Genomic DNA, 13924 nt, shown 5'->3' on the forward strand with positions numbered 1-13924 from the left:
GTTCGGGGTGGTCAATTTGGCCCGGAATGCCTGGTCAGTTTGCCCCGGAATGGGGTGGTCAATTTGACGCGGAATCAATGGTCACATTCCGCCGGAATCAGGTGGTCAATATCAGCGGTATATCCAGCCGAAGGGAAGCGACCTCGATAATTTATCTATTTTGCCAACCTGTGGCACCAAATTCTATAGCTACGAGAACGGTGATTGGACAAAGCTTTATGCCGAAAACTTTACGGATGAACAAAAACAAAAAATAGAAACGTCGTTAAAAAAGGCCGTTGATGAATCTGGTTTCAAAGCAGAACAGACATGGGGCGAGCAAATTGAAGACCGTGACAGCCAGATCACTTTTTCTGCCTTAGGCCAAAAGGCTCCGCTGGAACCCAAAAAAGGCTGGGACCCTGATTTTAAAAAGAGAAAAGAGATCAAATTGCTGTTAGAAAAGATGATCCCCGAGTTCGCAATCAACCTGGGTGGTGCTACATCTATTGATGTTACCAAACCAGGTATAGATAAAGCTTACGGAATGCATAAGCTGGAAGAAGTGCTTAAGATCAGCATCTCGGAAATGCTTTTTTTAGGTGATGCACTATTTGAGGGTGGCAACGACCATCCCGCAAAAACCACCGGTGTAGACTGTATTCAGGTGCGTGACCCGGAAGACACCAAAATCATTATCCAAACCATTATTACCTGCCAAAAATAAAGATATGCAATCCTTAAAATTGAAACGCCTGGGCACTATTATGGAGCCTGATATGAATAATCCCATGGAGGCAGGCGGCGTATTGAATCCGGCGGTAGCAAGAGGAAAAGATGTAAATTTGTATTTGTTCCCGCGTATGGCAACCAAAGATAATTATTCCCGAATCGGGATCGTTAAAGTGCTGTTTGACGAAGTGGGAAACCCAAAGGGTGTGGAACGCCTTGGTGTTGCGCTCGAACCGGAAGCGGACTACGAGAAACGACCTGATGGCGGCGGCGGTTGTGAAGATGCCCGTATAACTTATGTGGAGCCTTTGGAGCGTTATATTATGACCTATACCGCGTTCTCCCCAAATGGCTCAAGAATTGCTATGGCGCAATCTAACGATCTCTTCCATTGGGAGCGTTTGGGTTTGGTTCACTATAAACCTTATGAAAACATCGATTTCGATAACGTAAGTAACAAAGATGCCTGCGTTTTTCCCATGCAGATACCGAGCCCACATGGACACCGTGCGTTGGGCATGCTGCATCGCCCGCTTTTTCCAGGCACCTCGCCCGAGGAAAAAGCGGCACACCCCTGGGACAAAGCTGTACAAGAGCATAAGGAAAGTATTTGGTTATCCTATTGCCACATTCACCCGGAGAAACAGGCAAGCGAAAAATGGAACCCTGCTGAATTTACTTCACACCGCCCGCTCGCTGTGCCTGTTTTTGATTGGGAAAAAGTAAAGATTGGTTCTGGTACACCTCCGGTGATGACAAGGTTTGGTTGGATGTTTTTGTACCATGGTGTTCATGCAAGTGGGACTCCTGAAAAAGAACAATTGATCTATTCTGCAGGTGTAATGTTTTTATCATCAGATAATCCTTATGATATTGGGTTCAGGTCATTTGAGCCGATATTGACTCCAACACTTCCCGAAGAAAAAGTCGGGGTGATTGCTGATGTGGTATTCCCAACTGGTATTGACCAGCGGGCTGATATCGGTATGCCTGATCGATATGATGTTTATTATGGGATGGCCGACAACCGGATCGGAGTTGCGCGCCTTGACCTTCCTCAAAGTCTGGAATGGCTATAAATTTTGCATGAATGAATAAAGTAAATGATTTCCTTCCACGCAGTGTATTAACACTGTTCTTGATGTTCCTGATCTTCGGCGGCTTGTATTTTTCAGCTGGTTTTTTAACTCCAGTTGCACTGGCAGGTATATTGGCTATGCTTTTTCTGCCTTTTAGCAGATGGATGGAGAAAAAAGGCATGAACCGTACAGTTGCGGCCGTGATATGTGTGCTGACCCTTATTTTGGTCTTCGCCGGCTTCCTTTATTTAATCAGCTGGCGGGTTTCTAACTTGCAGGCAAACCTTGATCAGATCGAGCAACAATTCAATAAATACCTGGGGCAGGCACAGAACTACGTTAACAATAGTTTTGGTGTGTCCAAACAGCAGCAGGATCAGATGCTGAAAAAGCAAGGGTCATCCGGTGCAGGGAGTGCAGCTACTTATATTGCAGGATTTGTAGCAACCTTATTAGGTTCATTAACTACAACGGTATTGTTGTTGATCTATATGTTTCTTTTTATCAATTCCCGGGCACATTTTAAAAAATTCATATTAAAACTAGTAAAACCCGAAGATCAGGTAAACACAAAACAATACATCAATTGCTTTCTTGAGACAGACAAGGGATTTTTGTGTTGCTCATTCCAGTGCTGGTATATAGCCAAGAACAAGCAAATATGATTGGTAGTAATATGCTTGTCATTCACTGCTCTTACTGTAAAAGCTGTTAAATAATCTTTTGTGCACATCACATAACTTCTCCTTCGCCAGTAAGTAATTTTTTGATGTCTGAGTTACTGTAAAAAACAGTACCGCCTATCTTAGTGAATTTGATCTTTCGGTTTATTCGTAGGTTTTGCAAAGTCCCTGCTGAGATGCCGAGTAAATCCCTGACCTCCCTGCTTTTAAGCCATTGCCTCTCGTCTTTTAGCTGAGGTTGAATTAAGGAAGTTAATTCCTTTAACAAATCGGCTTTGAAAGCCATTAAATCTTCTTTAGTAATAATTTCTATTGATGCCATAGTCATTGACAGTACAGTAAATAAGTGTATTGATGATAAGCAGAACTTTAATCTGCCGACTATGGAAGAGGGTTGCAGTAAGAAGATTTCTCACTGGCGATTAAGCAAATATACTTAGTATAGGAAAACTAATCAAGTGCTATTCCAAACTAATAATTAAATTATTTACAATTTGATCTGCGATTGAGAAACTATAATTCATTGTAGAATCAAATTACTAAAACCAAATAAGTGATCAAATTAGTTGCATCGTTTTATTTTAAACGAGACAAAAAATTTAATTATTCAACAATGAGTCCGTTCTTCATAAATGAACGAACTCATTGTTGAATCAAAGCGAAAATCTAAAGCATTGCCATTCGAAAGGCTTAATATGGTCAACTCATTAATAAGTTACTGATGGTAATTGTAATATCAGCTATTTTTAATTCAGCGAGTATTACTACTAATAGCATCGATTCAGTCATGACTAATTAGAACAGACTCGTTTTACCATTCCACTTTTGTCTAAGCGAATGCATATCGTCGCTCACTCTCTTGTCCAAAATTTTTGCGTAATGCTGCGTGGTTCGCATGTTCTTATGTCCAAGCATCTTTGATACACTTTCAATAGATACACCGTTGGACAAGGTAACCGTAGTTGCGAATGTATGCCTTGCAATGTGGTAAGTCAACGTTTTATGAATGCCGCATACATCCGCAATCTCTTTTAAATAGCAATTCATTTTCTGGTTACTTAATACAGGAAAGATTAAACCGGAGTTGATGCATAGTGGGTTACTTCTGTACCTCTCAATCAATGAAAGCGCTGGTGGAAGGAGAGGTATCCTGGAATCGGTATCAGTTTTTTGTCTGCTTGTGTAAATCCATTTTTCGTTGTCAAGCCCTAATACGATTTCTGAACGTTTTAATTTTTTAACATCTGCATAAGCCAGGCCAGTATAACAGCTAAAAAGAAATATATCTCTTACTTGGGATACACGCTCACTAACCAATTTTTTGTCGCCAGTATTTCAAGTTCTGCACTATTTAGAAATTCCCTTTTAACCTCATTAACCTTGTTCTTATACTTTGCGAACGGGTCTTTTTCGAGCCATCCATTGGCGATGCAGATCAAAATGATTTTTTTAAAGTTTTTCAGATATTTAACCGTAGAGTTATTGTTGCAATTTCTTTGTGAACGCAGGTAAAAGTCATAAGAAGTGATAAATTCGTTATCAATCTTTTTAATATCTATATCAGTCAAATTGTACTTCCAAAGTAGGAAATCCAAAGTATGCTTCAGGCTTGTTTCATATCTGTCGAATGTACCCTTCGAATACTCCTTCCCAACCAAATCAGCAATTCTTTGATTATGCTCTTTAAAGATCGGGATTAAGGACTTAATATTAGCAGGCTTATGGCCGCCTAATAACATTGCTTTTAATGTGCTTGCGGTTAATGGTTCTTGTTCTTCCATCATTTTCCTGTGCACCTCATAAACCTTTTGTTCCAAAGTTTTAAGATAGACATTTAGTGACCTGATCGCTTCGGTCGTACCGACTGCTTTCTGACCGGCCGCATTCCATTTATTAGGTTCTACCAGTCTTTTAGTGGAAATTTCTATACGCTCACCGTCTATGGTCACGCGCATAAAAATAGGAGCGGTACCGTTAGTCGTTACCTTGGACTTCTTTACATGGAAAAGTACTGCAAAAAATTTGTTCATCACACATCGCTTAAAGTGAATAAAATTAATTAATTATCCTGCTTAAATCAAGATGTTCAATGATTGAACATCTTGATTTACAGCAATTTATAAGCTAATTCGGGACCTTTAGGGGAGACCTTGAAAAAGGTCCCTAATAGGTCACCAGAATTCGGCGATTATTTGATTGTTTTTGCTACTTCGTTAAAGCAAAAAAGGCCGTAAAACTTAATTTTACGGCCTTTTAATGCTATTTGATTACTAAATTGCGGAGAGTTAGGGATTCGAACCCCAGGACCCTTTAACAAGTCAACAGTTTTCAAGACTGCCGCAATCGACCACTCTGCCAACTCTCCGGGGACAAAAGTACAAATCCGGGGCGAATTGGCAAATTTAGAATGCACTTTTTTTGAAGTTTTTTAAACGCTCATTTAACCTGTTTATTATCAATACATTAATTTAATGCACCTGCTTAATTTTGTTGGATTTGAAGGTATTTACGCGTGGTTTTACAATTTTTATGCTCCTTTTGGAGAGATCAACACTCGCGTTGAGCTCAAATCCGATCAAAATAATGAGCGAATTGAGGTACAACCAAATCATCATCACAATAAGTGTACCTATGGAACCATAAATTTTATTGTAGGATGAAAAGTGATTGATATAGTAAGAAAAGCCTAACGAAGTGAGCACAGCTAAAGTGGTAGCCAGAATAGAGCCCGGGCTCGAAAATTTCCAGCGGCGCTTATGAGCAGGACCGTAGCGGTATAGTAACGATACCACCACAAAAAATATAAGTACCACAATAACCCACCGGGTAAGCGCAATGAGCCATAACCAAAGGTGCCAGGAAGAAAATACGTGCAACTGCAAAAACTTAAGCAGCGCCTGTCCGGCAATCAAGATGGCAATGGCAAACAGGAGTGAAAAACTAATAACCACCGTTAAGCCTATAGAAACCATACGGCGCTTTAGCCAGGTGCGCGACTCCAATATTAACGATGATTTGTTAAAGGCCTGCATGAGGTTGTAAACGCCGTTAGAGGCAAAGTACAGCGCCGAAGCAAAACCAAAAGTAAGGAGCTTGGTGTTTTGGTGTTTTACAATATCATCAATAGTACTTTCAAAAGCATCGTAAGTGTTACCAGGCAGTATGGTGGCTAGCAGTTTGAGCAGCGTATCCTGAAAATGGGGGATAGGCACCATGGGAATAAGTGTAAACAAAAAGATGGTGGCCGGGAACAGGGCCAGCATGAAATTATACGCCAAAGCCGATGCCCGGTTAATAAGCGAACTCTTCTTCAGTTCCCCGAAAAAGAAAACGCCAATGGTATATAAGGGCAGCGGCCGAAACCCCGGTAAAATAACGGATTTGGTCCACTCCAGAAAACCTCTGTAGATACTTAGTTTGAGTAAAAAGCGGTGAAGCCAATCCATTGGCCAAATTTACTCAAAATAGGGCTTCACTTTATCTAAAAATTCTTGCGGGGGCAAACTTGGGCGGTTACGCTTCATATCAATAAACGCCAGCAAAGTTTCGCCTACATGAATAAGCTCTTGTTTTTCATTAAAGAGCTCATAATTAAAGTGGATTTTTATCGCCGGCATCTTTTCCATGGTTACTTTGATGCTGATCTCCTCGTCGTACAAAGCAGGCTTCAGGTACTTACACTTCATTTCAAGCACAGGCATCATCACACCCACTTCTTCCATCCAGCGGTAAGTAAGGCCTAAACTGCGCAGCATTTCTACACGGCCTACCTCAAAAAATTCGGCATAGTTGCCGTAGTACATGTAGCCCATTTGGTCTGTTTCGCCGTAGCGTACGCGTACTTTAGTGGTGTGTGTAAACATTATTTCTTAATTCCTCTCTCGTTCAAAGCCTGCTGAAAGCGGTGTGCATTAGCCATATGTTCTGCTACGTTGGTGGCAAAATTATGGTAGCCCGAAAAATCTTCTTTAGCGCACATGTAAATGTAATTGTGCTGCTTGTAATTTAAAACGGCTTTCACGGCGTTTACCGATGGCATCATGATAGGTCCGGGCGGCAAACCGGTATTTCGGTAAGTATTATAGGGCGAAGGTGTACTTAAGTATTTGTTGAGTACACGCTTTATGGTAAAATCACCCGTGGCAAAAATTACGGTTGGGTCGGCCTCCATTTTTATTCCTCTTTTTAAGCGGTTTAAGTATAAGCCTGCAATGGTAGGCATTTCATCATCGTGCAAAGCTTCTGCATCAACCACCGAGGCTAAAATAGAAACCTGGATAGGAGTAAGGTTAATGGCAGCCGCCAGTTGCTTACGGGCTGGGGTCCAAAAGTTTTCATACTCCTTGTACATGCGTTTAAAAAACTGTTCGCTTGTAGTGTTCCAATACATTTGATAAGTATTGGGCATAAACATGGTGTACACGTTTTCGGTGGTGAAGCCGTATTGCTCCACAAATTTGGCCGAATCGAGCAGACTGATAATGGCCACAGAATCGGGCTCAATTTGCTTCGATATATAACCGGCAAACTGCGTTTTTAAACGCAGACCGCGAAACTTCAGATCAACCGGTTCTTGTGCGCCGGAGGCCAGCATGTTAATGAGTTTGCGGTTGCTCATGCCTTCCTTTAAGCGGTACTTACCCGGCTTAACGCGGCCTACATAATTCATATTATGCGCTGCCCATAAAAAGGTAGTAGTGTCTTTTACGATGCCTTGCTCGCGGATGGTTTGATACACATCGTTAAAGCCGGCTTCAGAATGTATGTACAGGTATTCTTGCTTATCGGTGACGTTGGGGCCAAACCACCGTAGGTAATATACCACACCGGTAATACCTAATGCCAAAATCACAATAGCAACTAAGGCAATAATAAACTTCTTAAATGTGCCGCCCGACGACGGTTTTTGATTATCCATATAAGTAATATTCTATCTTATTTTTTATTCCCCTCTTGAGAGGGGCAGGGGTGTGTTTCTCTAATAATTTGCATATTATCATCTTTGTCATTTCGAGTGCTAACGAGAAATCTTGTTACTTCTATTACTACAGCTATGCAAGGCTAAACAGGATTTCTCACTATCGTTCGAAATGACAATCAGTATTTAAAGAACTCATCCGCCTAACCTCCGCAAAGCCAGCAACCCACCTTTTAAATTGCGCGTATGAGTATAACCGTTTTGTTGCAGAATTTGTTGTGCGGTACGGCTGCGTAATCCGGCCTGGCAAATTAATATAATCTCCTCGCCTTCATCAAACGGTAATTCATCAGGCTCCTGCGTTAGTTTACCTAAGGGTATATTCTCTCCGCCAACATTGTGCGTATGAAACTCAATAGGTTCGCGTACGTCAATAATGGATAGCTTTTCTCCCGCCTTTAAACGTTCATGAAGTTCTGCCGCGGTTATATCAGGGCTGTTGCTGTGGTGGCTCGGGTTGTGGTTCATCCGTTTTTTTGCCTTGGGAAACTGTTAAATTTACGCGGGTACCAATACTGGTTTTAGCGGTAGAATCGGTGCGCATAGGGTATTGCGATACGACGACGAGGTTGGTAGAATCGGTGATACTGCCTTCATACGTAATAGTACCCATACTTAAACCGGCACCGCGTATAGCAAAACGTGCGGCATCTAAATCCTGGTTCATCAAATCGGGGATATCAACCTCATTAGCGCCTGCACCATCACCTAAAATTAAACTAACAGTTGAACCTTTTGGCAGCTTATCGCCCGTTTTAATCACATGTCCCTGAAAGTTAACTTCCAAGATACGGTCGCGCGCAATGTCTGACCGGTAAGTGGTATCACCCACTTTGATGCCTGCGTTAGATAATACAGCCAGTGCTTCGCGGTAAGTGCTTTGTTCCAGATCGGGCAAGCCAACCAGCGGTGCCTGGGTAATAACCATGGTTAGGTAAATGGTACGTCCTTCTTTAACGTTGGTACCGGCATCAGGGTCTTGCTCAATAATGGTTCCGGGGGGCTGGTCTTGCACGTAAACCGAGTCTATTTGGTAACGGAAACCCTGTTCTTCGAGCATGGCCGTAGCATTTTGTACGGTTAGCCCTTTGAGCTTGGGTACAGGTATGCCCGAATCGTGGCGGGTATAATAGCCTAAACTTAAATATGCAATAAGCACCACCGCCAATACCGAACCTATAGCCGCCAATAAATGGTTTCTAAAATCTTTAGTTTTAAAATAAGTCCAGAGTTTACTCATTGCGGCTGTAATAGTATAAGCGTTTGGGGCTATCAAACATAACTTAATATTTCTAAAGTTTCAAAAAGCTGCGTTTGTGTAGCAGGGGGCAAAAGTAATAAGATTTATTAAGGTTTGATAGTATTGAAAAGCTAACCCAACTGTCATTTCTAGCGAGAGCGAGAAATCTTGTTCGAGAAGTCAAGTGATTAGTAATCATTCGTGCGTTTTGAACTTAGTTTGGTGCTGGTTAACAACCTTCGTCTCGCTCATTGCCGCAGAGGCTACTACTTTTGTCTTAGCCACAAAAGTAGCAAAAAGGCCAAGCCAGCGCAATCCCTGCCTTTGCCCGCAAGGCCAACTCCCGGCCGGGTGCGCTGGCGGGCCCTCGCTTCTTTGAACAGTAGCTTATTTCATGCAAAGCCGTTTAGTCTTTTTTAATTCCCTCCCTCGGGAGGGCAGGGAGGGGTTTAATGAAGCGGCTCACCAACCGTATCTGTTAAACCCCTCGCTAATGAAGGAGGTATTTCAATTCTGCTTTTCAATTCCCTCCTTCGGGAGGGCAGGGAGGGGTTTAATGAAGCGACTCATCAACCAGACTTGCAAACCCCTCCCTGCCAATACACGTACCAACCGCACCCCTCCCCAAGGAGGGAATTGTTACCACCATTTACTCCTTGAAGAGGATCAGGAAGGTCCTTCGCAATCCTCCCAGCTTCGGCCGAAAGCGGGGCAGCACTCGGCGGCCTTGAGCGCAAAGGCAACGGGCCTTTTAAATTTGTATGTAGCGCTGGCCATGTGCAGGCGAAGCCACAGGCGCAAATCTAAACAGCCCGTGGTGCTGCACGGCTTTGCAGCGCAATGGCCTTGTGCGAAAAGAAGCATAGCGGAGGTGACTTGATTATTCACTGTTGTTTGTTTTCATAGGTGTTCATGAGGTCGCTAACGCTTAGTTTTTGGTTCTTTTTATCAAGAAAAAAGAAAAAGGCATCTGCGGCCATAGCAGACAAACTATCAACCGCTAAAACACATATTCAATCTTTGCGCTTATTCCTAATATAATATCTTTGCACACTATTATGAATATGACCGCTCAACAAATACGCCAGGCGTTCCTGGACTTTTTTGCATCTAAAGGCCACACCATTGTGCCATCGGCACCTATTGTGGTAAAAAACGACCCTACGCTGATGTTTACCAACGCCGGGATGAACCAGTTTAAAGATGTTTTTTTGGGCGAAGCGGCGGCAAAAGCGCCACGCGTGGCCGATACGCAGCGTTGTTTGCGGGTATCGGGTAAGCATAACGATTTGGAAGAGGTAGGGGTAGATACCTATCACCACACCATGTTTGAGATGCTGGGCAACTGGAGCTTTGGCGATTATTTTAAGAAAGAAGCCATTGACTGGAGCTGGGAATTACTAACCAGCGTATATGGCCTGGAAAAAGACCGCCTGTACGTAACCTACTTTGAGGGCGACGAAAAAGAAGGACTGGCTAAAGACCAGGAAGCATACGACTTTTGGAAACAATACGTAGCGGAAGACCATATTTTACCCGGCAACAAAAAAGACAATTTTTGGGAAATGGGCGAAACCGGCCCTTGCGGACCATGCTCGGAAATACATTTTGATGGACGAACCGATGAAGAAAGAGCCAAAGTATCGGGAGCGGAGCTGGTTAACAACGACGACCCGAATGTAATAGAGATCTGGAATAACGTATTCATGCAGTTTAACCGCCTGAAAGATAGTTCGCTGCACCCTTTGCCTGCCCGCCATGTTGATACCGGTATGGGCTTTGAGCGTTTGGTGCGTGTGCTGCAAGGCAAAACATCTAATTATGATACGGATGTTTTTATGCCACTGATTGAGTTCATCAGCGATAAAAGCGGTAAAACATACTATCCTGAAGCCCTCCCTCCCGGGGAGGGTTTGGGAGGGGCTGACTGGAACGAAGCAGTAGCCATGCGTGTAATGGCCGATCATATCCGAGCTATCAGCTTTGCCATCGCCGATGGACAATTGCCATCTAACAATAAGGCAGGCTATGTAATTCGCCGTATTTTACGTAGGGCAGTGCGTTATTCTTATCAATATTTAGGTTTCAAGGAACCCTTCTTAAATCAATTGGTGCCTCTGCTGGCTGAGCAGTTCAAGGGTGTATTTGATGAGTTATATAGCCAAAAGGACTTTGTACAGAAGGTAGTTTTAGAGGAAGAGTTTGCTTTCTTGAGAACATTGGAATCAGGTTTACGGAGATTTAATACATACTTTGATATATCAAATGAACAAGGTATTGTAACACATATAGATGAAGACATTTCTGAGCATGTAAAAATAAAAAGGGAGAACATTGAATCCCGGAGAAACGGAATAGTCAGTGGCAATTTTGCTTTTGAATTGTCTGATACGTTTGGATTTCCATTAGACTTAACAGAACTTATTGCACGTGAGAAAGGATGGACAGTGGATGCCGAAGGTTTTCATAAAGCGCTCGAACTACAAAAATCTCGTTCCCGTGCCGCCACGGCCATTGATACCGGCGACTGGATTCTGCTGAAAGAAGATGACACCGTAACCTTCACTGGTTATGATGAAACCGAAACCGTAGCCCATATCATCAAATACCGTAAGGTGAAAGCCAAAGGCAAGGAGCAGTTTCAACTGGTGCTGGATAAAACACCTTTCTATGCCGAAAGCGGCGGACAAGTGGGCGATACCGGCGACCTGATCTTCCCTGATGGCGAAATTGTCAAGACAACCGACACCAAAAAAGAGAACGGCCTCATTGTTCATTTTACCGATGAACTGCCCGAAAGCCTGGACGATGCCCTGACCGCTTATGTAGACCCGGAACGCCGTTTTAACATCAACAATAACCACTCGGCTACGCACTTGCTGCACGCCGCCATGAAACAGGTGCTGGGTAGCCACGTAAACCAGAAAGGTTCATTGGTAAATGCCGATTACCTGCGTTTTGACTTTTCGCACTTTAGTAAAGTAACCGAGGAAGAACTGGCGCAAATTGAAATCATCGTTAATCAAAAGATCCGTGAAAACATCTTTTTAAAAGAAGAGCGCGATGTGCCATACCAGCAAGCTTTAGATAGCGGCGTAACTGCCCTATTTGGCGAAAAGTATGGCGATTTTGTGCGGGTGATAACTTTTGATGATAGCTTTTCTAAAGAGCTTTGCGGTGGTACTCACGTAAAAGCTACTGGTCAAATTGGCTACTTCAAGATCATTAGCGAAAGTGCCGTTGCGGCCGGTGTTCGTCGTATAGAGGCTATTACCGGTGCCGGTGTTGAAAAATACATCAACGAGCAAAGTCAGTTAGTGCATCAGTTAAAAGAACTGTTGAAAAACCCTAAAGACATTGCCAAGAGCATTGAAACGCTTTTAGAAGAGAACAACCGCCTGAAAAAAGAAATTGAGAAAGCGGTTAATGAAAAAGCATCAGGTTTAAAAACAGAGCTGGCCCAAAAAGCAGAAAGCGTTAACGGCATTAACTTCATTGCCCAAAAAGTAGCCTTGCCCAATGCCGAAGCCATTAAAACGCTGGCCTATCATTTAAAAGATGTGGTAAATGATCTTTTCCTGGTTTTAGTGGCTGATATTGATGGCAAGCCTAACATCACCGTCATGGTAGCCGAAAACCTGGTAAAAGAACGCGGCTTAAACGCCGGTAACATCGTGCGCGAACTGGCCAAAGAGGTACAGGGCGGCGGTGGCGGTCAGCCTTTCTTCGCCACAGCAGGAGGGAAGGATGTAAGCGGATTGGATAGAGTCTTGGAAAAAGCCCGTGGGTTTTTGAGTTAGAGATTATACATTCAAAATAATTTAACAGGCCGTTGCACAAATGTAACGGCCTGTGTTTTTTATAACTATTCGCAGCCTAAACAGACCACTTTCACCAGAAAGAGGAAAAATGAAGTTTTGCGTATTTTTCTGAAGTTTTTGAGTGCATTTTTGAAGGTTATTGAACATGCAGAGTTATTACAAAGAAGTGATACAGCAAAGTTTGGTATTTGCTACCTTTGACCATCAAACACGAATACATGGATGCTGAACAACAACTAAGGGTCTTACTCAATGATACCCGTTTAGCTGAAGATCTGAAAAACATTGCCCAAAAAGTGCTTAACCACCAGCGTATCACTTTTGAAGAGGGCGTTACCTTATATCAAAAAGGCGAACTCAGCTACCTGGGTGTTCTGGCCAATTACATACGCCAGGAACGCCACGGCGATAACACTTACTTTAACCGCAACTTCCACATAGAGCCTACCAACCTGTGCGTTTACGACTGCAAGTTTTGCTCGTATTCACGCCTTATTAAAGAGCGCTCCGAAGGATGGGAGTATACGATGGAAGATATGCTGAACATCGTTAAACGCTATGATAACGAGCCAGTTACCGAAGTGCATATTGTGGGTGGCGTATTACCACAGTACGATATGGCTTTCTACCAGCAGCTGTTTAGTTCTATCAAGGCACACCGTCCCGAGTTGCATGTCAAAGCTTTAACGCCTGTAGAATATCACTACATCTTCAAGAAAGCCAAGATAGATTACGCCACTGGCATGCGCCTCATGAAAGAATCGGGATTGGAGTCGATGCCGGGCGGTGGTGCCGAAATTTTCCACCCCGAAGTGCGCGACCAGATAGCTAAAGACAAATGTACAGGCGACCAATGGTTGCAAATACATGAGGAATGGCATAAGTTAGGTATGCGCTCAAACGCCACCATGCTTTACGGCCACATTGAAGAGTACTGGCACCGGGTAGACCACATGGAGCAATTGCGCCAGTTGCAAGACCGTACTGGTGGTTTTCAAACGTTTATCCCGCTGAAATTCAGGAACAAAGACAATCAAATGTCCAACGTTAAGGAAACTTCGGTAATTGAAGATTTACGTAATTACGCCATAGCCCGCATTTACCTGGACAACTTTGACCACATTAAAGCTTACTGGGCCATGATCAGCCGTACTACGGCTCAGCTATCGCTCAACTTTGGCGTAGATGATATTGACGGAACTTTGGATGACACCACCAAAATTTATTCTATGGCAGGAGCTGAAGAACAAACTCCCGGCATGAGCACTAAAGAATTGGTTGAATTGATTAAGCACGTTGGTCGTCATCCTATAGAGCGCGATACGCTGTATAATGTAGTGACCGATTATATGGACTACCAGTTTGCCAATGAGGTTAAGCCCCAGTTTTACAAGCTACCGGTTATTAATTAA

13 protein-coding genes and 1 tRNA gene are annotated in these 13924 nt (G+C 43.1%); 5 read left to right on the forward strand and 9 right to left on the reverse strand.

Annotated features, from left to right (window positions below; genetic code table 11):
• Window positions 1-160 precede the first annotated feature (160 nt).
• From IEV61_RS12940 to IEV61_RS12950, 3 genes are read left to right on the forward strand one after another with little or no spacing between them, the layout of a single operon-like run.
• The gene (locus IEV61_RS12940) at window positions 161-706 is read left to right on the forward strand and encodes an HAD-IIB family hydrolase (RefSeq protein ID WP_229747130.1); all 546 of its coding nucleotides are present in this window, start codon (window positions 161-163) and stop codon (window positions 704-706) included.
• Between the two features lie 4 nt (window positions 707-710).
• A complete protein-coding gene (locus tag IEV61_RS12945) occupies window positions 711-1790 on the forward strand; it encodes a glycoside hydrolase family 130 protein (protein WP_188417327.1) in 1080 nt (359 codons plus the stop codon).
• An 11-nt stretch (window positions 1791-1801) separates the two neighbouring features.
• Complete coding sequence (locus IEV61_RS12950; protein WP_188417329.1) at window positions 1802-2455, forward strand: AI-2E family transporter; 654 nt, start codon at window positions 1802-1804, stop codon at window positions 2453-2455.
• A 67-nt stretch (window positions 2456-2522) separates the two neighbouring features.
• Here IEV61_RS12950 and IEV61_RS12955 read toward each other — a convergent pair whose 3' ends face one another.
• The 9 genes from IEV61_RS12955 to IEV61_RS12990 all read right to left on the reverse strand — a co-directional run bounded on the left by IEV61_RS12955 (window position 2523) and on the right by IEV61_RS12990 (window position 8691).
• Window positions 2523-2795: a helix-turn-helix domain-containing protein gene (locus IEV61_RS12955; protein WP_188417330.1), complete on the reverse strand. Its 273-nt coding sequence runs from the start codon at window positions 2793-2795 to the stop codon at window positions 2523-2525.
• Window positions 2796-3268: 473 nt separating this feature from the next.
• Window positions 3269-3790 carry a site-specific integrase gene (locus IEV61_RS20595; protein ID WP_229747131.1) on the reverse strand — a complete coding sequence of 174 codons (522 nt, stop codon included), beginning with the start codon at window positions 3788-3790 and terminating at the stop codon, window positions 3269-3271.
• Window positions 3763-4503, reverse strand: coding sequence for a phage integrase SAM-like domain and Arm DNA-binding domain-containing protein (locus IEV61_RS20600; RefSeq protein WP_229747132.1), 741 nt, complete (start codon window positions 4501-4503; stop codon window positions 3763-3765). The genes IEV61_RS20595 and IEV61_RS20600 overlap by 28 nt, the downstream gene beginning before the upstream one ends.
• 248 nt (window positions 4504-4751) lie before the next feature.
• Window positions 4752-4838: transfer RNA gene (locus IEV61_RS12965), tRNA-Ser, on the reverse strand.
• 103 nt (window positions 4839-4941) lie between these two features.
• Window positions 4942-5919, reverse strand: coding sequence for a YihY/virulence factor BrkB family protein (locus IEV61_RS12970; protein WP_188417332.1), 978 nt, complete (start codon window positions 5917-5919; stop codon window positions 4942-4944).
• A 9-nt stretch (window positions 5920-5928) separates the two neighbouring features.
• Window positions 5929-6336 carry an acyl-CoA thioesterase gene (locus tag IEV61_RS12975; protein ID WP_188417333.1) on the reverse strand — a complete coding sequence of 136 codons (408 nt, stop codon included), beginning with the start codon at window positions 6334-6336 and terminating at the stop codon, window positions 5929-5931.
• Window positions 6336-7391: an endolytic transglycosylase MltG gene (gene mltG / locus IEV61_RS12980; protein ID WP_188417335.1), complete on the reverse strand. Its 1056-nt coding sequence runs from the start codon at window positions 7389-7391 to the stop codon at window positions 6336-6338. The genes IEV61_RS12975 and mltG overlap by 1 nt, the downstream gene beginning before the upstream one ends.
• Window positions 7392-7586: 195 nt before the next feature.
• Window positions 7587-7919 (reverse strand): rhodanese-like domain-containing protein, encoded by a 333-nt coding sequence (locus IEV61_RS12985; RefSeq protein ID WP_188417336.1) that lies wholly within the window; start codon window positions 7917-7919, stop codon window positions 7587-7589.
• On the reverse strand, window positions 7882-8691 hold the full coding sequence (locus tag IEV61_RS12990; protein WP_188417337.1) for a PASTA domain-containing protein: 810 nt from the start codon (window positions 8689-8691) through the stop codon (window positions 7882-7884). Before IEV61_RS12990 ends, IEV61_RS12985 begins: the two co-directional genes overlap by 38 nt.
• 1064 nt (window positions 8692-9755) lie before the next feature.
• Between IEV61_RS12990 and alaS the strand changes: the two genes are divergently transcribed.
• Together alaS and mqnE are read left to right on the forward strand one after the other, a co-directional pair.
• Window positions 9756-12491: an alanine--tRNA ligase gene (alaS, locus tag IEV61_RS12995; RefSeq protein WP_188417338.1), complete on the forward strand. Its 2736-nt coding sequence runs from the start codon at window positions 9756-9758 to the stop codon at window positions 12489-12491.
• 239 nt (window positions 12492-12730) lie between these two features.
• Window positions 12731-13924 carry an aminofutalosine synthase MqnE gene (gene mqnE, locus IEV61_RS13000; protein ID WP_188417339.1) on the forward strand — a complete coding sequence of 398 codons (1194 nt, stop codon included), beginning with the start codon at window positions 12731-12733 and terminating at the stop codon, window positions 13922-13924.

The organism is Mucilaginibacter galii (genome assembly GCF_014635825.1).
Classification (GTDB): domain Bacteria; phylum Bacteroidota; class Bacteroidia; order Sphingobacteriales; family Sphingobacteriaceae; genus Mucilaginibacter; species Mucilaginibacter galii.